The organism is Stenotrophomonas sp. YJH_SMC_40, assembly GCF_059368615.1.
On record NZ_JCAFRX010000007.1, the window covers coordinates 48838 to 68921 of the forward strand.

The 20084-nt window shown below is 64.5% G+C and carries 20 protein-coding genes; 12 read left to right on the plus strand and 8 right to left on the minus strand.

Translation table 11 applies throughout. The features are described 5' to 3' along the window. Positions 1–18: 18 nt before the first annotated feature. Positions 19–981 carry a glycosyltransferase family 2 protein gene (locus AC5P6X_RS14465; RefSeq protein WP_099605004.1) on the plus strand — a complete coding sequence of 321 codons (963 nt, stop codon included), beginning with the start codon at positions 19–21 and terminating at the stop codon, positions 979–981. An 18-nt stretch (positions 982–999) separates the two neighbouring features. Here the strand turns inward: AC5P6X_RS14465 and AC5P6X_RS14470 are convergent, their stop codons facing one another. From AC5P6X_RS14470 to AC5P6X_RS14480, 3 genes are read right to left on the minus strand one after another with little or no spacing between them, the layout of a single operon-like run. After that, a complete protein-coding gene (locus tag AC5P6X_RS14470) occupies positions 1000–1587 on the minus strand; it encodes an alpha-ketoglutarate-dependent dioxygenase AlkB family protein (RefSeq protein ID WP_414539699.1) in 588 nt (195 codons plus the stop codon). Positions 1588–1634: 47 nt separating this feature from the next. Beyond that, complete coding sequence (locus AC5P6X_RS14475; protein WP_099605002.1) at positions 1635–2267, minus strand: CoA transferase subunit B; 633 nt, start codon at positions 2265–2267, stop codon at positions 1635–1637. 1 nt (position 2268) lies between these two features. Further along, positions 2269–3003 (minus strand): CoA transferase subunit A, encoded by a 735-nt coding sequence (locus AC5P6X_RS14480; RefSeq protein ID WP_099605001.1) that lies wholly within the window; start codon positions 3001–3003, stop codon positions 2269–2271. 139 nt (positions 3004–3142) lie between these two features. Here AC5P6X_RS14480 and AC5P6X_RS14485 point away from each other — a divergent pair, with 139 nt between their 5' ends. Together AC5P6X_RS14485 and AC5P6X_RS14490 are read left to right on the plus strand one after the other, a co-directional pair. Beyond that, complete coding sequence (locus tag AC5P6X_RS14485; protein ID WP_099605000.1) at positions 3143–4489, plus strand: phosphohexomutase domain-containing protein; 1347 nt, start codon at positions 3143–3145, stop codon at positions 4487–4489. A gap of 11 nt (positions 4490–4500) precedes the next feature. Then, a complete protein-coding gene (locus tag AC5P6X_RS14490) occupies positions 4501–5904 on the plus strand; it encodes a mannose-1-phosphate guanylyltransferase/mannose-6-phosphate isomerase (protein WP_099604999.1) in 1404 nt (467 codons plus the stop codon). Positions 5905–5953: 49 nt separating this feature from the next. On the opposite strand, the gene AC5P6X_RS14495 is transcribed toward AC5P6X_RS14490, so the two are convergent. From AC5P6X_RS14495 to rfbB, 5 genes are all read right to left on the minus strand, one after another. Then, on the minus strand, positions 5954–7255 hold the full coding sequence (locus AC5P6X_RS14495; protein WP_143572887.1) for a hypothetical protein: 1302 nt from the start codon (positions 7253–7255) through the stop codon (positions 5954–5956). Between the two features lie 186 nt (positions 7256–7441). Then, complete coding sequence (gene rfbD, locus AC5P6X_RS14500) at positions 7442–8347, minus strand: dTDP-4-dehydrorhamnose reductase (RefSeq protein ID WP_099604997.1); 906 nt, start codon at positions 8345–8347, stop codon at positions 7442–7444. After that, on the minus strand, positions 8344–8901 hold the full coding sequence (rfbC, locus tag AC5P6X_RS14505; protein ID WP_099604996.1) for a dTDP-4-dehydrorhamnose 3,5-epimerase: 558 nt from the start codon (positions 8899–8901) through the stop codon (positions 8344–8346). The genes rfbD and rfbC overlap by 4 nt, the downstream gene beginning before the upstream one ends. Next, a complete protein-coding gene (gene rfbA, locus AC5P6X_RS14510; protein WP_012479084.1) occupies positions 8898–9785 on the minus strand; it encodes a glucose-1-phosphate thymidylyltransferase RfbA in 888 nt (295 codons plus the stop codon). The genes rfbC and rfbA overlap by 4 nt, the downstream gene beginning before the upstream one ends. Positions 9786–9799: 14 nt before the next feature. Then, the gene (gene rfbB, locus AC5P6X_RS14515) at positions 9800–10855 is read right to left on the minus strand and encodes a dTDP-glucose 4,6-dehydratase (protein WP_099604995.1); all 1056 of its coding nucleotides are present in this window, start codon (positions 10853–10855) and stop codon (positions 9800–9802) included. A gap of 296 nt (positions 10856–11151) precedes the next feature. Between rfbB and AC5P6X_RS14520 the strand changes: the two genes are divergently transcribed. The 9 genes from AC5P6X_RS14520 (at position 11152) to AC5P6X_RS14560 (ending at position 20073) form a co-directional block, all read left to right on the plus strand. Further along, complete coding sequence (locus AC5P6X_RS14520) at positions 11152–11898, plus strand: electron transfer flavoprotein subunit beta/FixA family protein (RefSeq protein WP_008267872.1); 747 nt, start codon at positions 11152–11154, stop codon at positions 11896–11898. Then, the gene (locus AC5P6X_RS14525) at positions 11898–12836 is read left to right on the plus strand and encodes an electron transfer flavoprotein subunit alpha/FixB family protein (protein ID WP_099604994.1); all 939 of its coding nucleotides are present in this window, start codon (positions 11898–11900) and stop codon (positions 12834–12836) included. The genes AC5P6X_RS14520 and AC5P6X_RS14525 overlap by 1 nt, the downstream gene beginning before the upstream one ends. After that, entirely contained in the window at positions 12837–13820 is a 984-nt protein-coding gene (locus AC5P6X_RS14530; RefSeq protein WP_099604993.1) for a lysylphosphatidylglycerol synthase transmembrane domain-containing protein, read from the plus strand. A 113-nt stretch (positions 13821–13933) separates the two neighbouring features. After that, positions 13934–15352 (plus strand): UbiA family prenyltransferase, encoded by a 1419-nt coding sequence (locus AC5P6X_RS14535; RefSeq protein WP_099604992.1) that lies wholly within the window; start codon positions 13934–13936, stop codon positions 15350–15352. Continuing rightward, positions 15349–16662 carry an FAD-binding oxidoreductase gene (locus AC5P6X_RS14540; RefSeq protein ID WP_099604991.1) on the plus strand — a complete coding sequence of 438 codons (1314 nt, stop codon included), beginning with the start codon at positions 15349–15351 and terminating at the stop codon, positions 16660–16662. The genes AC5P6X_RS14535 and AC5P6X_RS14540 overlap by 4 nt, the downstream gene beginning before the upstream one ends. Before the next feature lie 2 nt (positions 16663–16664). Continuing rightward, complete coding sequence (locus AC5P6X_RS14545; protein ID WP_099604990.1) at positions 16665–17396, plus strand: SDR family oxidoreductase; 732 nt, start codon at positions 16665–16667, stop codon at positions 17394–17396. Between the two features lies 1 nt (position 17397). Next, the gene (locus tag AC5P6X_RS14550) at positions 17398–18342 is read left to right on the plus strand and encodes an NAD-dependent epimerase/dehydratase family protein (RefSeq protein WP_099604989.1); all 945 of its coding nucleotides are present in this window, start codon (positions 17398–17400) and stop codon (positions 18340–18342) included. 28 nt (positions 18343–18370) lie between these two features. Then, positions 18371–19678 carry an NAD(P)/FAD-dependent oxidoreductase gene (locus tag AC5P6X_RS14555; protein ID WP_099604988.1) on the plus strand — a complete coding sequence of 436 codons (1308 nt, stop codon included), beginning with the start codon at positions 18371–18373 and terminating at the stop codon, positions 19676–19678. Beyond that, positions 19675–20073 carry a GtrA family protein gene (locus AC5P6X_RS14560; protein WP_099604987.1) on the plus strand — a complete coding sequence of 133 codons (399 nt, stop codon included), beginning with the start codon at positions 19675–19677 and terminating at the stop codon, positions 20071–20073. The genes AC5P6X_RS14555 and AC5P6X_RS14560 overlap by 4 nt, the downstream gene beginning before the upstream one ends. Positions 20074–20084: the final 11 nt, after the last annotated feature.

Below are 20084 nucleotides of genomic sequence, written 5' to 3' on the forward strand. Positions count from 1 at the left end.
TCGCTGCACCGTCTCCCGATGACCACGTCCGTTTCCATCGCCGTCTGCACATACAACGGCGAGCGCTTCCTGCAGGAGCAGCTGGACAGCCTGCTGGCGCAGGCGCGCCATCCGGATCAGCTCGTGATCCGCGACGATGCATCCTCCGACGGTACCCAGGCGTTGCTGCATGCGTTCGTGCCTCGCGCGGAGGCGCTGGGCATCGCGGTGGACCTGCAGGTGAATTCGCGCAACGTCGGCTATCGGCAGAACTTCGATGGCGCGCTCCGCGCCTGTAGCGGCGACCTCGTCTTCCTGTGCGACCAGGATGACGTCTGGTATCCGGACAAGCTGCAACGTTTCTGCGCCGAATTCGATGCCCGCCCTGATCTGCTGGCGCTGCACAGCGATGCACAGTTGATTGACGAGGAAGGGAAGCCGTTGCATCAACTGCTGTTTGCTGCCCTTCGCTACACGCCTGCGGATCGTGCGCGGATGCATGCCGGCGATGGATTCCAGCTGATGCTCAAGCGGAACCTGATGACCGGCGCGGCAATGGCATTCCGCCGTTCGATCCTGACCGACGCCCTGCCTCTGCCGGACAAGGACTGGGTGCATGACGCCTGGATCGGAACCCTGGCCGCCATGCGAGGGCGCATTGACAGCCTCCCTGAAGCACTTATCGGCTATCGCCTGCACAGCAACAACCAGCTGGGCCTGGGCGGAAACGCCCGTGGGCCGCGCGCGGCTCAACGCCGGCGACAGCTGGAAGCCGAACGGCTGCAGTCGGCATTGCTGCTGGCGCGAGGGCGAGCCCTGGGCTTGCCCGAGCCGTTGTTGGCCCTGGTCGAGCGCAAGAATCAGCATGCGTCGGTAAGGACCTCGCTCCCTGCCTCACGCCTGCGCCGGCTGCCGGTGGTGATGGGCGAACTGTGGTGCGGAAACTACCATCGCTTCGGCCGCGGCATTCTGTCGGCGGGTATCGATCTGGTCCGCGCCTGAGCCTCCGCTTCCGGCCCCTCAGTGCGGCCGGATCCAGCGAAACGTCAGGTTGATGCGCTCGCCCACCGCTCGCTGTGTCTTCGGCAATGCGTGCTGGTAGTTGCGCTGGGTCGCGCCTCCCATGATCAGCAGGTCGCCATGCCCGAGCAGCACTTCCGCCCTGCGCGCATGATCGTCGCGACGCCGAAGCAGGAAACGCCGCTCGGCACCAACACTCAGGGAGGCTATCACCGGGACCGGACCCAGCTCCGGTTCATTGTCGCTATGCCAGCCCATGCCGTCCTCGCCGTCGCGATAGCGATTGAGCAGGACACTGTTGAAGGGTGCCGCACAAAAGCCTGCCAAGCGGTCACGCAGCGGCAGCAGTGCCGCATGCCAAGGTGCCGGAATGAAGTCGGTACCCGAATAGCGGTAGCGTGCATCAGGTTCACCCATCCAGCAGCTCAGCCGCGGTGAATCGACCGTGCGCCCAAACATGCGGATGCGGTGAACCTCCCAAGGCAAGTCCTCACGCAAGGTCCGGTGCAGCACGTCGGCCGTGTCGCGATCCAGCCAGCGGCGATGCCAATGCACGCTGGCGTCGGTCAGGTGGAGATCCATGAGCATCCGTCAAAGGCGCGGCACGTTCCTCAGAACTCGCGCCGCGCAGGGAATCAGCCGCGCTGGAACGGCACGCCGGTCTTTTCCTTCAGTTCGTCATCGCTGACACCCGGTGCTGCTTCCACCAGCAGCAGCCCCTTGTCGGTCACGTCGAACACGGCCAGATCGGTGATGATGCGGTCGACCACACCGACGCCGGTCAACGGCAGCGTGCATTCGGACAGGATCTTGTGCTCGCCGTTCCTGGCGGTGTGCTCCATCAGCACCACCACGCGCTGCACGCCGGCCACCAGGTCCATCGCACCGCCCATGCCCTTGACCATCTTGCCAGGCACCATCCAGTTGGCCAGGTCGCCCTTGGCCGTCACTTGCATGGCGCCAAGGATGGCCAGGTTGACGTGGCCACCGCGGATCATCGCGAAGCTGTCATGGCTGCCGAAATAGCTGGCACCGGCACGCGCGGTGACGGTCTGCTTGCCGGCATTGATCAGGTCGGCGTCGACTTCAGCGTCGATGGGGAACGGGCCAATGCCGAGCAGGCCGTTTTCCGATTGCAGCCACACATCCACGCCTTCGGGAATGTGGTTGGCCACCAGCGTCGGCAGGCCGATGCCCAGGTTCACGTAGGCGCCATCGGTCAATTCCTGGGCAGCGCGGGCCGCCATCTCATCACGGGTCCACGCCATGTCAATTGCCCTCCGCGCGGATGGTGCGCTGTTCGATGCGTTTTTCAGGATGCGCGTTGTGCACGATGCGGTGCACGTAGATGCCCGGCAGGTGTACCTGGTCCGGGTCGATGGCGCCCACTGGCACCACTTCTTCCACTTCCACGATGCAGACCTTGCCGGCCATCGCGCAGGCCGGGTTGAAGTTGCGCGCGGTCTTGCGGAACACCAGGTTGCCGGCCTCGTCAGCCTTCCAGGCCTTGACCAGGGCGACGTCGGCGCGCAGCGCGGTCTCCATCACGTAGTGCTTGCCATCGAACTCGCGGGTTTCCTTGCCCTCGGCCACCACCGTGCCGTAGCCGGTGGCGGTGAAGAACGCCGGGATGCCGGCACCGCCGGCACGCAGGCGCTCGGCCAGGGTGCCCTGCGGGTTGAACTCCAGCTCCAGCTCGCCGGCCAGGAACTGCCGCTCGAATTCCTTGTTCTCGCCCACGTAGGACGAAATCATCTTCTTGATCTGCCGCGTTTCCAGCAGCTGGCCGAGGCCGAAACCATCGACGCCGGCATTGTTGGAAATCACGGTCAGGCCCTTGGCGCCGCTGTCGCGCAGGGCGGCGATCAGCGCCTCGGGAATGCCGCACAGGCCAAAGCCGCCCACGGCCAGGGTCTGCCCATCGGCGACCACCCCCTGCAGGGCCTGGGACGCACTGGCGAAGCGCTTGCAGCGCTTTCCGCCGGTCGTTGCCGGGTTGCTCATCTACGCCCTCACCTCGTTGATGTAATCCGCACATTCTAGGCCAGCAAGGCGGCGGGTCACGTGGCGTTGCGGCATGGAAACGATTCCCATACAGGACAGGGACTACAATCGCAGGCTGAGCTCCCAAAGGATCCGATCGATGCCCCTGCCCGCCTTCAAGGCCTATGACATCCGCGGCCGCGTGCCGGAAGAACTGAACGAAGTGCTGGCTCGCCGTATCGGCGTCGCACTGGCGGCGCAGCTTGCGCCGGGCCCGGTGGTACTGGGTCACGACGTGCGCCTGACCAGCCCCGCGCTGCAGGACGCATTGGCCGCTGGCCTGCGCGGTACCGGGCGCGAAGTGATCGATATCGGCCTGTGCGGCACCGAGGAAGTCTATTTCCAGACCGACCACCTGGGTGCTGCCGGCGGCGTGATGGTCACCGCCAGCCACAACCCGATGGACTACAACGGAATGAAGCTGGTCAAGGAAAACGCGCGGCCGATCAGCTCCGATACCGGCCTGTTCGCGATTTCCGATGCGGTTGCCGCCGATACGTCCGAGGCGCAACCGCCGCGCGCCGGGCAGAACGCCCAGCACGACAAGAGCGCGTACATCCAGCACCTGCTGAGCTACGTCGACGCCGGCAAGCTGCGCCCGCTGAAGCTGGTAGTCAACGCAGGCAACGGCGGCGCCGGTGCCATCGTCGACCTGCTGGCACCGCATCTGCCGTTCGAATTCATCCGCATCTGCCACGAACCGGACGGCAGCTTCCCCAATGGCATTCCCAACCCGCTGCTGCCGGAAAACCGCGCCGCCACCGCCGATGCGGTGCGCGAACACGGTGCCGATTTCGGCATTGCCTGGGACGGTGACTTCGACCGCTGCTTCTTCTTCGACCATACCGGCCGCTTCATCGAGGGCTACTACCTGGTCGGCCTGCTGGCCAAGGCGATCCTGGCGCGCAACCCGGGCGGCAAGATCGTGCATGACCCGCGCCTGGTCTGGAACACCGTGGACATGGTCGAGCAGGCCGGCGGCGTGCCGGTACAGTGCAAGAGCGGCCACGCCTTCATCAAGGAAAAGATGCGCGCCGAAGACGCGGTGTACGGCGGTGAGATGAGCGCCCACCACTACTTCCGCGAATTTGCCTATGCCGATTCCGGGATGATCCCGTGGCTGCTGATCGCCCAGCTGGTCTCCGAGAGCGGCCGCTCGCTGGCCGATTGGGTCGAAGACCGGATGGCAGCCTATCCGTGCAGCGGCGAGATCAATTTCAAGGTCGCCGATGCCAAGGCCGCCGTCGCACGCGTGATGGAGCACTTCGCGGCACAGTCGCCCGCGCTGGACCACACCGATGGCATCAGTGCCGACTTCGGCGATTGGCGTTTCAACCTGCGCAGCTCCAACACCGAGCCGCTGCTGCGCCTGAACGTTGAAGCCCGGGGCGATGCCGCACTGATGCAGGCGCGCACCGACGAAATTTCCCGCCTCATCCAGCAGTAATCGAGGAACACATGAGCAGCATCCAGCCCGTCATCCTGTCCGGTGGATCCGGTACCCGCCTGTGGCCGCTTTCGCGCGAGGCGTACCCGAAGCAGTTCCTGCCCTTGGCGGGCGAGCTGACGATGCTGCAGGCCACCTGGAAGCGCGTGGCGCCGATCGCCGCGCGTGGGCCACTGGTGATCGCCAACGAAGAACACCGTTTCGTCGTCGCCGAGCAACTGCAGCAGGTCGGCGCCGAGCCGGCCGCGATCATCCTGGAGCCGGTGGGGCGCAACACCGCGCCAGCGATCGCCGTGGCCGCACTGGAAGCCACTCGTGACGGTGGCGACGCACTGCTGCTGGTGCTGCCGTCCGACCATGTGATCACCAACGAGGCCGCCTTCCGCAGCGCGGTGCAGGCTGCAGCCGGTGCCGCCGAGGCCGGCAAACTGGTCACCTTCGGCATCGTGCCGACCGGACCGGAAACCGGCTATGGCTATATCAAAGCCGCCGAAGGCCGGGGCCTGCGCGCGGTCGAGCGCTTCGTCGAAAAGCCTGACCTGGATACCGCCACCGGCTACGTCAGCAGCGGCCAGTACTACTGGAACAGTGGCATGTTCCTGTTCAAGGCCTCGCGCTACCTGCAGGAGCTTGAGCGCTTCCATCCCGCCATGCTGGCCGGCAGCCACCAGGCCTGGCAGCAGGCGCGCCGCGATGCCGACTTCACCCGCCTGGAAAAGGACGCCTTCACTGCGGTTGCGTCCGATTCGATCGACTATGCAGTGATGGAGAAGACCGCCGATGCGGTGGTGATCCCACTGGATGCCGGCTGGAACGACGTGGGCTCGTGGACCGCGCTGCGCGACGTCTCGCAGCAGGACGGCGATGGCAATGCCCACCTGGGCGACGTTATCGCCATCGACTGCCGCAATACCTATGCCTACGCCCAGCGGTTGGTGGCCCTGGTCGGTCTGGACGATGTGATCGTGGTCGAGACCGATGACGCGGTGCTGGTCGGCAAGGCCGACCGCATGCAGGAGGTCAAGACCGTAGTGGCACAGCTGAAGGCCGAGGGTCGCAGCGAAGCCACCTGGCATCGCAAGGTCTATCGCCCGTGGGGCGCCTACGACTCAATCGACAACGGCGAGCGGTTCCAGGTCAAGCGGATCACGGTCAAGCCCGGTGGAACGCTCAGCCTGCAGATGCACCATCACCGCGCCGAGCACTGGATCGTGGTCAGCGGCACCGCCGAGGTGACCCGGGGCAACGAAGTGATCCTGCTCAGCGAGAACCAGAGCACCTACATACCGCTGGGCGTGACCCATCGCCTGCGCAATCCCGGCAAGCTGCCGCTGGAACTGATTGAAGTGCAGTCAGGCAGTTACCTCGGCGAGGACGACATCGTGCGGTTCGAGGATACCTACGGCCGGAGCTGACGCCTGCGCGTCGCTTCGTGGGCGGTCGGATCGACCGCCTCCGATGCCCCTATCGCCCTTCGGGGGCAACGCTCTCAAGTTTCACTGGCAGGATCTGGCGAAGCTTGGGGTCATCCAATTGTGCTTTCAGCTTGGCAGCATCCGGGTAAGGCAGTTCGCGCTCGCCCACGTCCAACGCGGCAGGATCACCCGTGACCAGATAGCGCGTGGCATTCTCCTGTTGCAGGCGGCTCTCTGCGGCAAAGGTCTGGATCCTGCGGAAGTCCTTGCCCACCTGGCTCAGCGGAGCCCCCACAGCCACCAGCGCGAACACGACCACCGCGGCACGCGCCGCGCTGCGCAGGCCCGAGCGCGGCAGCAGGCCCCAGAGCTGCAGCGCGAACCAGGCATTGCCGAACAGGCCGGGAACGAACAGCTCGGTATAGCGCGGTGCCGGGGAAGTCATGTTGTGGCCACGACCGTAGGCAATCGCCAGGGCCTGCAGCGCGGTCCAGATGCACAGGCCAGCCATCACCAGGTCGGCCCGGGTGGCCTGCCGGCGCAGCAGCATGCGAGTGATCATCACCGCCCCCGGCAGCCATACAACGGCAACCCAGCCGTTCGAGCGCGCCGGCCACGACAGGATGCGTGTCGTGGCCAACAACAGTTCGCCAAGCGACTGCGCGCGCAGCACGGCATGGCCATCAATCACCGGAATCGAGCGATAGGCAACGATCGCCAGCACCGCCAGCACCACCGTCGTGCACAGCGCAGGCGCACGCTTGCCGGGTAGGCACAGGCAGGCCATCACACACGTAGCGCCCACCGCCACTGCAGTCAGCATGCCCGAGGCCATGGTAACCGCCGCCAATAGACTCAGCGCTATCGCCGCCAACAGCGCAGGAATGCTCTGATGGTGGCGTGCAACCAGTCCAACAGCCACGATGCTGGACAGGATCAGGACATAGAACTGGCTCTGGAAGCCGACCAGGAAGTTCTCCCAGGAGAACGGCAGGACCGACATCAGCAACGCGAACACGACCAGCAGCTTGCGCCCATTCATCGGGCCAGCGTCACGCAGGGCGTACCAGACCAGCATCGCGGGTATGAAACAGGCCACCACGGCGCCGATGCGTGCTTCATACACATTGTTCCACTGCCCTGTCAGAAAGTACGACAGCAGTGCAAACAGTCGCGTGGGCAGTATGCGATGCTCGTTGTGCAGTTGCAGCAACGTGCTCCATTGCAGCGTCCCATGCAACCAGGGTTGCAGGGCGGTGGCCCCCTCTCCGTCCCACTGGTCCCAGAAGGGCATTGGCGTACTGAAGAACTGGACGTAGAGAAGGCGTACCAGCAGTGTGATCAACGCCACGCCTGCAGCCACGGTAAACGGAGACAACCCACTCCGCACTGCGGACCCTGCAAGCGCTCTGCTCATGAAAATCCTTCTCGTCGGCGATGAATATGCCGCGCGATGGTGAAGCTATTTGTAGGGGCTGTCAAAGAGAAGGCGCGCCGCGAATCCCGTTCGCAACGCGCCACTCGGGGGTTCCCAGCCTCAGTTGCGGGGCAGTTCAATCTCGCCCATCACCCGCGCCAGACCGGCCTGCCAACTGGGCAGTTCGATCGCGAAATCCCGTTGGATCCGGTGGTTGTCCAGCACCGACCATGCCGGGCGTTGCGCCGGGGTCGGATAGTCCGAACTGGGAATGGCCTCCACCACGGGCACCTTGTCCAGCAGCCCCTTCGCCAGCGCTTCGGCGAAGATCGCCTCGGCGAACCCATGCCAACTGGTCTGGCCCGTGGCGGTCAGGTGCCAGGTGCCGGACAACTGGCCCGGGTGCTGCAATGCCTGCGCAGTGACATCGGCGATCAGTGCTGCCGGCGTCGGCGTACCGATCTGATCAGCCACCACGCGCAGCTGGTCGCGCTCGGCGCCCACCCGCAGCATGGTGCGCAGGAAGTTCGCACCATGCGAGGCATACACCCACGCCGTGCGGAAGATCAGGTGGCGCCCACCCGCTGCACGCACCGCATCCTCGCCATCACGCTTGCTGGTGCCATAGACACCCAGCGGCGCCGTGGGCTCGTCCTCGCGGTACGGCAGCGTGCCTTGTCCATCGAATACGTAGTCGGTGGAGTAATGCACGAACGGCACACCCTGCGCCGCACACCAGCGCGCGATCACGCCCGGTGCCTGCGCATTGGCCGCAACGGCAGCGTCGACCTCCTGCTCGGCACGGTCAACGGCCGTGTAGGCGGCGGCATTGACCACGATTGACGGCTGCAGCCGATCCAGCAGTGCCGGCAGGCTGTCAGGTTGGCCGAAATCGGCGGTTTCGCAGGCGCTGCCATCCGGCAGAGTGCCGCTGCGGGTGGTCGCGACCACCTTGCCCAGCGGCGCCAGCGCGCGCAGCAGCTCCTGGCCGACCTGGCCGTTGCCACCGAAGACCAGAACGGTCATGGCACGTAGACCGGCAGGCGGTCTTCGGCGATGTCCTTCAGGAAGGGGGCATTCTCGTCCTTGGCCGACAACGTCGGCGCACTGATCGGCCAGTCCACGGCGATATCGGAATCGTTCCAGCGCACGCCGGCATCGAAGTCCTTCAGGTAGACCTCGGTGCACAGATAGCTGAACACCGCGCGCTCGGACAGTACGGCAAAGCCGTGGGCGAAGCCTTCCGGAATCCAGAACTGCTTCTTGTTCTCCGCGCTCAGCACCACCGCTTCCCACTGGCCGAAGGTCGGCGAGCCGCGACGGATGTCGACGGCCACGTCATAGACCTCGCCTTCCAGCACGCTGACCAGCTTGCCCTGCGGCCGCGGCCACTGGTAATGCAGCCCGCGCAGGACACCCTTGGCCGACGTCGAGACGTTGCTCTGCACGAAGCGATCCGGCAGGCCCAGCGCAGCGAAGCGCTCGGCATTCCAGGTTTCGAAGAAGTAGCCACGGGCATCGCCGAACACCGCCGGCTCGATCACCACGCAGCCAGGCAACTTGGTTTCAATCACTTTCACGGAACAACTCCACGCAGGGCGAGCTTGTGCAGGTACTGGCCGTAGCCATTCTTGATCAGCGGCGCGGCGAGTGCCTCCAGCTGTTCGGCGGTGATCCAGCCCTGGCCAAACGCGATTTCTTCCGGGCAGCAGACCTGCAGGCCCTGCCGGGTCTGGATGGTCTCGATGAAGTTGGAGGCTTCCAGCAGCGACTGGTGGGTGCCGGTATCGAGCCAGGCATAGCCACGGCCGAGCGCTTCCAGGTGCAGGTTGCTCTCGCCCAGATAGCGCTTGTTGAGATCGGTGATCTCCAGTTCGCCACGCGGCGACGGCTTCAGTTCAGCGGCATGCGCGCTGGCGTTGCCGTCGTAGAAGTACAGGCCGGTCACTGCATAGTTCGAACGCGGATTCTCCGGCTTCTCCACCAGGTCGATGACCTTGCCGCTCTTGTCGAACTCGGCCACGCCATAGCGTTCCGGATCATTCACCCAATAGCCAAACACGGTGGCACCGTCCACGCGCTCATCGGCACGCTTGAGGACTTCACGCAGGCCATGGCCATGGAAGATGTTGTCACCCAGCACCAGGCAGCTCGGCTTGCCGGCGACGAACTCCTTGCCGATCAGATACGCCTGGGCCAGCCCATCGGGGCTGGGCTGCACCGCGTACTGGATGTCCATGCCCCACTGCGAGCCATCGCCCAGCAACTGCTGGAACAACGCCTGTTCGTGCGGGGTATTGATGATGAGCACTTCACGGATGCCCGCCAGCATCAGCACGCTGAGCGGATAGTAGATCATTGGCTTGTCATACACCGGCAACAGCTGCTTGCTGACGCCCTTGGTGATCGGATACAGCCGGGTGCCGGAGCCACCGGCGAGGATGATGCCCTTGCGCTGGGTCATGGTGTCTCCTGGGTTCAGGCCGCGGTGCCGATGCGCTGCAGACGGTAGCTGCCGTCGAGCACGCCGTTGACCCATTCCTGATTGTCCAGGTACCAGTCAACGGTAAAGGTGATGCCCTGCTCGAAGGTGTAGGCCGGTTCCCAGCCCAGGTCGTTCTTCAGCTTGGAGGCATCGATCGCGTAACGGCGGTCATGGCCGGGGCGGTCGGTGACGTAGGTGATCTGGCTGCTGCGCGGCTGGCCATCCGCGCGCGGGCGGCGCTGGTCCAGCAGTGCGCAGATGGCCTGCACCACTTCGATGTTCTGCTTTTCCGAATTGCCGCCGACGTTGTAGGTCTCGCCAACCTGGCCCTTGGCCAGCACGGTGCGGATCGCTTCGCAGTGGTCGGACACGAACAGCCAGTCGCGCACCTGCTTGCCATCGCCGTACACCGGCAGCGGCTCGCCGGCCAGCGCCTTGGCGATCACCAGCGGGATCAGCTTCTCCGGGAAATGGTACGGGCCATAGTTGTTGGAGCAGTTGGTGGTCAGTACCGGCAACCCGTAGGTGTGGTGGAAGGCGCGCACCAGGTGGTCCGAGGCGGCCTTGGACGCCGAGTACGGCGAATTCGGGGCATACGGCGTGGTTTCGCTGAACTTGCCGGTCTCGCCCAGGGTGCCGTACACCTCGTCGGTGGACACATGCAGGAAGCGGAACGCCGCGCCCTGCTCGGCCGGCAGCGCCTTCCAGTAGTCGCGCACCGCTTCCAGCAGACCCAGCGTGCCAACCACATTGGTCTGGATGAACGCGCCGGGGCCGTCGATGGAACGGTCGACATGGCTTTCAGCAGCAAAGTTGAGCACCGCGTCGGGCTGGTGCTCGGACAGCAGGCGGGCCACCAGAGCACGGTCACCGATGTCACCCTGTACGAACACATGGTCGGGGTTGCCATCCAGGCTGGACAGGGTTTTCAGATTGCCGGCGTAGGTCAATACGTCGAGATTGACGATCTTGACGCCGCGAGCAACCGCCTCGAGAACGAAATTTCCGCCAATGAAACCGGCGCCGCCGGTGACAAGCCATGTGGGCACTACCTGTTCTCCTTTTCGATATTCCATTACCGGAGCGCACCCTGCGCCCGATAGAGCGACACAGGATACATCGCAGACTTCGCCCAGACTGCTCGAGTTACGTGAAAATGACACGTTCAGCCACGCATTCATCCCGCGTCATGCTGCGATGCAGCAGACCATACGCATTCGCATGGTCGTGCCGGGCCAGCTAGAATCGGGATCCCACCCCCGAACCGGTTGCTGCTGCAGGACCGGATGTTCCCCCAGCAAATGTGAGCCGGCCTGCGGCTGGCACTACAAGGACCCCGTACCAGATGAAAATCCTCGTCGCGTACAAGCGCGTGGTGGACTACAACGTCCGCATTCAGGTCAAGCCGGACGGTTCCGGCGTGGTCACCGACGGCGTCAAGCTGTCCCCCAACCCCTTCGACGAAATCGCGCTGGAAGAAGCCCTGCGCCTGCGCGACAAGGGCATCGCCAGCGAAGTGGTGGTTGCCACCATTGCACCGGCCGACGCCCAGGCGCACCTGCGCAACGGCCTGGCCATGGGCGCGAACCGTGCCATCCATGTGGTCACCGACCAGGCCATCCAGCCGCTGACCGCAGCCCGCACCCTGCTCAAGCTGATCGAGAAGGAACAGCCGGACCTGGTGATCTTGGGCAAGCAGGCGATCGACGACGACGCCAACCAGACCGGCCAGATGCTGGCCACGCTCTGGGGCCGTCCGCAGGCAACCTTCGCCAGCAAGCTTGAGATCGCTGACGGCAAGGCCACGGTCACCCGCGAGGTCGATGCCGGCTTGGAAACCCTCGAAGTGGACCTGCCGGCGGTGGTCACCACCGACCTGCGCCTGAACGAGCCGCGCTTCATCAAGCTGCCGGACATCATGAAGGCCAAGGCCAAGCCGCTGGAGACCCTGCAGCTGGCCGACCTCGGCGTTGAAGCCGCCGACACCTTCAAGACCACCCACTACGCCGCGCCGTCCAAGCGCAGCAAGGGTGTGATGGTCAAGGACGCAGCCGAACTGGTTGCCGCACTCAAGCAGAAGGGGCTGCTGTAATGAGCAAGATTCTCGTCATCGCCGAGCACCACGACGGCAAGCTCAATGCCGCCACCGCCAAGACCGTCAGCGCCGCCGCCGCCATCAGTGGCGCCAGCATCGACGTGGTGGTGCTGGCCGCCGATCCGGCCGCCGTCGCTGCGGAAGCGGCGAAGATCGCCGGCGTCGCCAAGGTCCTGACCGTGGCCAACGCCGCCAATGCACAGGCCATCGCCCAGGTACTGGCGCCGCAGATCGCACAGCTGGCCAAGGGCTACACGCACGTGTTCGGCCCGTCGACCACCTTCGGCAAGGACCTGATGCCATGCGTGGCCGCCCTGCTCGGCGTCAACCAGGTCTCCGACCTGATGAGCGTGGAAGGCAGCCATACCTTCAAGCGCCCGATCTACGCCGGCAACGCGATCATCACCGTCGAAGCCCCGGCCGACCAGGTCGTGGTCGCCACCGTGCGTGCCGCGTCGTGGCCGGAAGCCGCCCAGGGTGGCAGTGCCGCCATCGAAGCGGCCAGCGTCGACGCCCCGCTGCCGACCCACACCCGCTTCGTCGGCCTGGCCGCCGGTGCCAGCGACCGCCCGGACCTGCAGAGCGCCAAGCGCGTGGTCTCCGGTGGCCGTGGCGTCGGCTCGGAGGAGAACTTCAAGGTCATCTTCCAGCTGGCCGACAAGCTCGGCGCTGCCGTCGGTGCCTCGCGCGCCGCGGTCGATGCCGGCTATGTGCCCAGTGACCTGCAGGTCGGCCAGACCGGCAAGATCATCGCGCCGGAGCTGTACGTGGCCGTCGGTATCAGCGGCGCGATCCAGCACCTGACCGGCATCAAGGACGCCGGCACCATCGTGGCGATCAACAAGGACGGCGACGCACCGATCTTCGAGATCGCAGATATCGGCCTGGTCGGGGACCTGTTCACGATCCTGCCGGAGCTGGAAAAGGCACTGTAAATGAGTGGAAGCGCGTCCCCGGTACCGGCGTCGCCGGACCGCCGGGGACGGGCAGCCCGTTGGGTCATCGTCATCGCGGCGATCTATGTCGTCGCGCTGTGTTACGTCGATCGCGACAGAAATGTTCTGTCCCGCCTCGCTGACATGGCAGCGCCTCTCGGCGTCTGCACGCTGCTGGTACTTCTGAGCTATCTCCTGCGTTACCTGCGATGGCGCAGTATTCTGCGCGCCCAAGGCTTCCTGCTTCCGCAGTGGCGGCAGGGGCTGCTGGCCTACCTCGCAGGCTTTGCTTTCACGGCCTCGCCCGGCAAGGCCGGCGAACTGCTGCGAATCCGCTACTTCGGATGGCTGGACGTCCCCGCCAGATCCACGCTCAGCTCGTTCATCTTCGAACGGGCCATCGACCTGCTGATCATTACCCTGCTGGCAGTCGGGGCGGCCGCTCTGGTGCCCATCTTCGGCGTCCTGGCCATGATCATCCTGCTGGTCCTGCTTGGGCTGGTTGCATTTGCCTGCTGGCCACCGCTGGCGCGCGCCTCACGACGTGCGATCGATCTGGTGCCGGGCAGCCCCCTGCGCCGGTTGGGCCACTTCCTGGTTGACGGCGCTGGCGCCCTGGGTTTGCTGATGCGTCCCGGCCTGCTGACCACCAGTTGCGGCTGGGGTGCGGGCGCCTGGGGACTTACCGCGATGGCCTTCGCATGGCTGTGCCATGCCTCCGGCATCGACCTGCCATGGCCACTCGCACTTGGCATCTATCCCCTGGCAATGCTGGTGGGCGCACTTTCCTTCGTACCAGGCGGGGTTGGCACAACCGAGGCATCCATCGTGGTGATGCTGAACGCGGGCGGTGTCGACACCAACGCGGCGCTGGCCATCGCCATCGGCATCCGCCTGGTCAGTCTGTGGTTGGCCGTCCTGGTCGGGGTGCTGGCGATGGCCATCCTCGAGTCCTCCGGTTCTTCGGCCCGGCAGAGCCACTGAAGCCTCGCTGCTGCCCGCGACGCTTCCATCACTTATCATCGTCGGGTTATCAGGGACATGAAGATCACTTCAATGCGAAATCTGGATGCAACCAACAATGGAGCCGGCGCGCTGTGACGGTGTCCAATCGCCCGCTCTGCGTTGACCTCGATGGCACACTGCTGCGCTCGGACATCCTGTACGAGTCACTGCTGGCCCTGCTGGCCCACAACCCGCTGTACGTCTTCCTGCTTCCCTTCTGGCTGCTCAAAGGCAAGGCCCATGTGAAGCGGCAGCTGGCCTCCCGCGTGAAACTGCCGGCCGAGACACTGCCCTACGACGAGCGTGTGCTGGAGATCCTGCGCACCACCACGCAGCGCCCGCGCGTGTTGTGCACTGCCTCCGACCGCCTGCTGGTCCAGCCCATCGCCGATCATCTTGGGCTGTTCGAAGAAGTGATGGCCAGCGATGGCCACACCAACCTGTCAGGCAGCCACAAGGGCCAGGCACTGGCCGCCCGCTTCGGCGAACGCAGCTTTGATTACATGGGCAATGGTCAGGTCGACCTGAAGGTCTGGGCCCATGCCGGTGGTGCGATCGTGGTCAACAACGGCGCCGCGCTGGCCAACGCCGCTGCAAAGCAGACCGAAGTACTGGCCCACCTGCCCTCGCAGAACGGCGGCCTGATCACCTGGATCAAGGCGCTTCGCGTCTACCAGTGGCTGAAGAACCTGCTGGTACTGGTCCCGTTGCTGACGGCGCACCGCTTCTTCGATCTCGATTCAATCATCGATGCAGGCGCGGCGTTCCTCGCCTTCGGCCTGTGTGCGTCCGGCGTATACCTGCTCAACGATCTGCTCGACCTGACCCCGGATCGCATGCATCCACGCAAGCGCAAGCGGCCATTCGCGGCCGGCACGTTGCCGCTGCTGCATGGCCTGCTGATGGCTCCACTGATCACCCTGGCCGGTTTCGCCCTCGCCCTGGCCTGCAGCCCGGCCTTCGCCGGCGTGCTGCTGTGCTACTACGTGATGACCCTGAGCTATTCGCTCAAGCTCAAGCGCATCGTGATGATCGACGTCGTGCTGCTGGCTGCGCTCTACACCGTACGCATCATCGGCGGCGCGGTAGCCATCAACTCCGAACTGTCGTTCTGGCTGCTGGCGTTCTCCATGTTCGTGTTCCTCAGCCTGGCCATGCTAAAGCGCTATACGGAACTGGCGTCGGCGCTGGCCAACGGCAAGGAAATGGCGATCGGCCGCGGCTACTCGGTGGCTGACCTGCCGCTGGTGCAGTCGCTGGGTGCGGCTGCCGGCTACATTGGCGTACTGGTGTTCGCCCTGTACATCAACAGCCCGGAAAGCCTCGCGTTGTACGGCAACCCCAAACTGCTATGGCTGCTGTGCCCGATCCTGCTCTACTGGATCAGCCGCATGTGGATCGTCTCCCACCGTGGTGACATGCATGACGATCCGATCGTGTTCGCTGCCACCGACCGCGGCAGCCAGATCGTGATCGGCCTGTGTGTGCTGATCGTGCTTCTAGCGATATGAGTGCAGCACCCGGCCAATCCTGGGGGCGCTACCCACGCGTCGAGCAGCACATCATTCCGGTGCTCGACCGCGCGTCGGTGCTGCCGATGCCGCCTGAAGGCGGCACGGTACTGCCGCGTGGCAATGGCCGCAGCTATGGCGACAGCTGCCTCAACCCGGGTGCCGTGCTGTTGACCAGCCGCGCACTGGACCGGTTCATCGGCTTCGATCCAGCCACAGGCGTCGTGCGCTGCGAGGCTGGCGTCACCCTCGCCGACATCCTCGACATCGCCCTGCCCAGCGGCTGGTTCCTGCCGGTCACGCCTGGCACCCGATATGCCACCGTGGGCGGGGCCATCGGCAACGATGTACACGGCAAGAACCACCATCGCGCCGGTACCTTTGGCCATCACGTGCGCTGCCTGGAGCTGCTGCGCAGCGATGGTTCACGCCAGCAGCTCACGCCTGCCGATGACAGCGGCCTGTTCGCCGCAACGCTGGGCGGGCTCGGCCTGACCGGGTTCATCACCTGGGTCGAGCTGCAGCTGCGGCGTGTGCCAGGGCCCTGGATCGAAACCGAGTCGATCCGCTTCGACAACCTGGATGCCTTCTTCGAGCTGTCGCGTGACTCTGCCAGCGACTTCGAATACACCGTCGCCTGGATCGACTGTCTGGCCAGTGGAGCGAAACTCGGCCGCGGCCACTTCCTGCGTGGCGATCATGCGCCGGGCAATGCACAGGCGGCCACGCCCAGTTCGGCTCCTCGTCGCAGCATGCCCGTCGTACCGCCGGTATCGCTGGTCAATCCGCTCACCCTGCGCCCGTTCAATACGTTGTACTACTGGCGCCAGCCCGCGCGTCGCACCCGCCATCTGTCGCACTACCAGAGCTATTTCTATCCCCTGGACGGCATCAATCACTGGAACCGCATGTATGGTCCACGCGGCTTCCTTCAGCACCAGTGCGTCCTGCCGCCCGAAGTCGCCCGCGATGCCACCGCCGCCCTGCTGGCGGAGATCGCGCGCAGCGGACGCGGTTCGTTCCTGGCGGTACTGAAGGAGTTTGGAGACCGCCCTTCGCCAGGGCTGCTGTCGTTCCCGCGGCCAGGTACCACCCTGGCTCTTGATTTCCCCAATGACGGGCCGGAACTGCTGAAGATGCTCGACCGCCTGGACCGCATCGTCAGCGAGGCCGGTGGTGCCGTCTATCCGGCCAAGGACGCGCGGATGTCCGGCGCGCTGTTCCGCCAGGCCTACCCGGCCTGGGAAGCATTCTCCCGCTTCATCGACCCCCGATTCTCATCCGGCTTCTGGCGCCGGGTGATGGAGTAAGCATGCAGAAGATCCTGATCATCGGCGCCACCTCGGCCATCGCCGAATCCGTCGCGCGCCTGTACGCCGGGCGTGCCGCCGCGCTTTACCTGGTGGGCCGCAGTGCCGACAAGCTGGACGCCATCGCCGCCGACCTGCGCGTGCGTGGCGCCCAGCACGTGCATACCGGCGTGCTGGACGTGAACGACCTGTCCGCACACAGCGCGCTGCTGGACGAGGCCTGGTCGGCCCTGGGCAGCGTGGATACGGTGCTCATCGCCCATGGCACGCTGCCTGACCAGGCGGCCTGTGATGCATCGGTAGCGCTTTCGCTGCGCGAATTCGCCACCAATGGCACGTCCACCATCGCTCTGGCGGCCGCCCTGGCCCAGCGCCTGCAGTCCGGCGCCAGCCTGGCGGTCATCTCCTCGGTGGCAGGTGACCGTGGCCGCGCCAGCAACTACCTTTACGGCAGCGCCAAGGCCGCAGTGACCGCCTACCTCAGCGGGCTGGGCCAGCGCCTGCGTCCGGTCGGCATCAACGTGCTGGTCATCAAGCCCGGCTTCGTGGACACCCCGATGACGGCTGCCTTCAAGAAGGGAGCGCTGTGGGCGACACCGGACAAGGTGGCCACCGGCATCCTCAAGGCCATCGGCAAGCGCAAGGCCGTCGTCTATCTGCCCGGCTTCTGGTGGGCGATCATGATGATCATCAAGAACATTCCCGAATTCGTCTTCCGCAGGATCAAGCTCTGACATGACCGACAAGCACTCGAAGATCGTCATCACCGGGGCCGCCGGACTGGTCGGGCAGAACCTGATCGTCGAGCTCAAGCAGCAGGGCTACAGCCAGCTGGTGGCCATCGACAAGCACGCGCACAACCTGGACATCCTGAAGAATCTGCACCCGGATGTCCGCGTGGTGCTGGCCGACCTGGCCGAGCCAGGTGCCTGGGCCAATGAGTTCAACGGCGCGGCCTGTGTGGTGCAGCTGCATGCGCAGATCACCGGCAAGACCACCGACCTGTTCGTGCGCAACAACATCACCGCTACCAGCCATGTACTGAAGGCAACCCAGGATGCTGCCGTGCCCTACATGGTCCACATCAGTTCCTCGGTGGTGAACTCGGTGGCCAAGGATGACTACACCAACACCAAGCGCGAGCAGGAGGAGATGGTAGTCGCAAGCGGTCAACGCCATTGCGTGCTGCGCCCGACACTGATGTTCGGCTGGTTCGATCCCAAGCACCTCGGCTGGCTGTCACGCTTCATGGCACGCACGCCGGTGTTCCCGATCCCCGGCGATGGAAAATTCATGCGGCAGCCCCTGTACGAGCGTGATTTCTGCCGCTGCATCGCAGAATGCATCGCGACCGAGCCCAACGGCGAAGTGTTCGACATCGTTGGCGACACCCGGGTGGACTACGTGGATATCATCCGCACCATCAAGCGGGTGAAAAAGCTGCGCACCGTCATCGTGCACATCCCGATCGGCTTCTTCGCCTTCCTGCTGAAGGTCTACAGCCTGTTCAGCAGCAAACCGCCCTTCACCGCGGACCAGCTCAAGGCGCTGAGTGCGGGCGATGACTTCAAGGGCATCGACACCGAAGCTGTGTTCGGCGTCAAGCAGACGCCGTTTGAAGAGGCCATCCGCGAAAGCTACACCGACCCGCGCTACTGCAAGATCGTTCTGCAGCGCTGATCCCCTGGAACTGAAGAAGACTTCTCACATGCGAAATTTTGCGATCATCGGTAGCGGCCCCATGGGCCTTATGGCAGCCATGGAGCTGCTCAATCAGGGGCACAAGGTCGACATCTACGAGCGCGACGATCGCATTGGCGGGATGTCGGCTGATTTTGACTTCGACGGTCTGCGCATCGAGCGCTACTACCACTTCATCTGCAAGACCGACTACCCCCTGTTCAAGCTGCTAGAACAGCTGAAGATGTCCGATCGCCTGCACTGGACGGATACGAAGATGGGCTACTACTACCAGGGCAAGCTGCACAAATGGGGCACGCCGTTTGCGCTGCTGGGGTTCCCGCACCTGGGGATCATCGACAAGATCCGCTATGCCCTGCATGTCATGCACACCAAGGGCATCCAGGACTGGACGGCCCTGGACAAGGAGAATGCGCGCGACTGGATCACCCGCTGGATCGGCCCCAAGGCGTACAAGGTGATGTGGGAGAAAGCGTTCGCGCTGAAGTTCTTCGAGTACCAGGACAAGCTGTCGGCTTCCTGGATTGGCACGCGCATCAAGCGCGTGGCGCTGTCGCGCCGCAACCTGCTCAATGAGAGCATGGGCTACCTGGAAGGCGGCTCGGCCGTGCTGCTGCAGAAGATGGCTGCCGAGGTCGAGCGTCTCGGTGGGCGCATCCTGCTGTCCAAACCGATCGAGGAAGTGGTGTCGGTGAGCGGCAAGGTGACCGGCATCCGCACCGCCGATGGCCACCAGGCGTATGACGCGGTCGTATCCACCGCTCCGATCCAGTATGTACCGAAGATGGTCCCGGGGCTTCCGAAGGCCTTCGCTGACAAGGTTGGCGCAATCGAGAACATCCCCGTCGCCTGCGTGATCCTGAAGCTGTCCAAGCCGGTCAGCGAGAACTTCTGGATGAACATCAGCGACGATCGGATCACCATCCCGGGCCTGATCGAGTACAGCAACCTCAATACAGGCAAGGGTCCCGGCGAGCATATCGTGTATGCGCCGTACTACATGCCCAAGACGCATCCCAAGTGGCAGTGGAGCAATCAGCAGTTGATCGATGAGGTCATCAGCTACCTCCCGATGATCAACCCTGCATTCAAGCCTGAGTGGATCCGGGCTACGCATTGCCATCGCTATGAGTTTGCCCAGACCATCTGTCCGCCTGGTTTCCAGGACATGCTGCCGCCAATGAAGACCCCGGTCGAGGGCTTCTACATGGCTGATACGGCGTACTACTACCCTGAAGACCGTTCGATCAATGAGAGCATCGCTGTGGGTAGCGAGCTCGCACGCGTTGCCGGCACTGGAGCGCCCAACAGGTGATTTCCCGCCAGTTCCTGCTGTTCCTGATCGCAGGCGGCCTTGCCGCCTGCGTCAACTTCGGCTCCAGGATTGTCCTCAGCCAGTGGCTCCACTACGTGCCAGCGATCGTCATCGCCTACTGCCTGGGCATGACCACCGCGTTCCTTCTGAACCGTGCCCTGGTTTTCCAATCGGCAACCAACGGCGTTCGCAGCCAGGCGTTCTGGTTTGTCATCGTCAATCTCGCCGCGGTATTGCAGACGATCGTCATCAGCCTGGTGTTGGCACGTTGGCTATTGCCCTTGCTGAATGTCAATTACCACAATGAAACCCTGGCACATGCGGTCGGTGTGGCAGTACCGGTGCTGACCAGCTACTTCGGTCACAAGTATCTGTCGTTCCGCCAGGACAATTGAAACCGAGTTCA

Coding starts and splice junctions, on each gene's coding strand:
- AC5P6X_RS14465 (WP_099605004.1), top strand. CDS start 19: ATGACCACGTCCGTTTCCATCGCCGTCTGCACATACAACGGCGAGCGC.
- AC5P6X_RS14470 (WP_414539699.1), bottom strand. CDS start 1,587: ATGCTCATGGATCTCCACCTGACCGACGCCAGCGTGCATTGGCATCGC.
- AC5P6X_RS14475 (WP_099605002.1), bottom strand. CDS start 2,267: ATGGCGTGGACCCGTGATGAGATGGCGGCCCGCGCTGCCCAGGAATTG.
- AC5P6X_RS14480 (WP_099605001.1), bottom strand. CDS start 3,003: ATGAGCAACCCGGCAACGACCGGCGGAAAGCGCTGCAAGCGCTTCGCC.
- AC5P6X_RS14485 (WP_099605000.1), top strand. CDS start 3,143: ATGCCCCTGCCCGCCTTCAAGGCCTATGACATCCGCGGCCGCGTGCCG.
- AC5P6X_RS14490 (WP_099604999.1), top strand. CDS start 4,501: ATGAGCAGCATCCAGCCCGTCATCCTGTCCGGTGGATCCGGTACCCGC.
- rfbD (WP_099604997.1), bottom strand. CDS start 8,347: ATGACCGTTCTGGTCTTCGGTGGCAACGGCCAGGTCGGCCAGGAGCTG.
- rfbA (WP_012479084.1), bottom strand. CDS start 9,785: ATGACCCAGCGCAAGGGCATCATCCTCGCCGGTGGCTCCGGCACCCGG.
- AC5P6X_RS14520 (WP_008267872.1), top strand. CDS start 11,152: ATGAAAATCCTCGTCGCGTACAAGCGCGTGGTGGACTACAACGTCCGC.
- AC5P6X_RS14525 (WP_099604994.1), top strand. CDS start 11,898: ATGAGCAAGATTCTCGTCATCGCCGAGCACCACGACGGCAAGCTCAAT.
- AC5P6X_RS14530 (WP_099604993.1), top strand. CDS start 12,837: ATGAGTGGAAGCGCGTCCCCGGTACCGGCGTCGCCGGACCGCCGGGGA.
- AC5P6X_RS14540 (WP_099604991.1), top strand. CDS start 15,349: ATGAGTGCAGCACCCGGCCAATCCTGGGGGCGCTACCCACGCGTCGAG.
- AC5P6X_RS14545 (WP_099604990.1), top strand. CDS start 16,665: ATGCAGAAGATCCTGATCATCGGCGCCACCTCGGCCATCGCCGAATCC.
- AC5P6X_RS14550 (WP_099604989.1), top strand. CDS start 17,398: ATGACCGACAAGCACTCGAAGATCGTCATCACCGGGGCCGCCGGACTG.
- AC5P6X_RS14555 (WP_099604988.1), top strand. CDS start 18,371: ATGCGAAATTTTGCGATCATCGGTAGCGGCCCCATGGGCCTTATGGCA.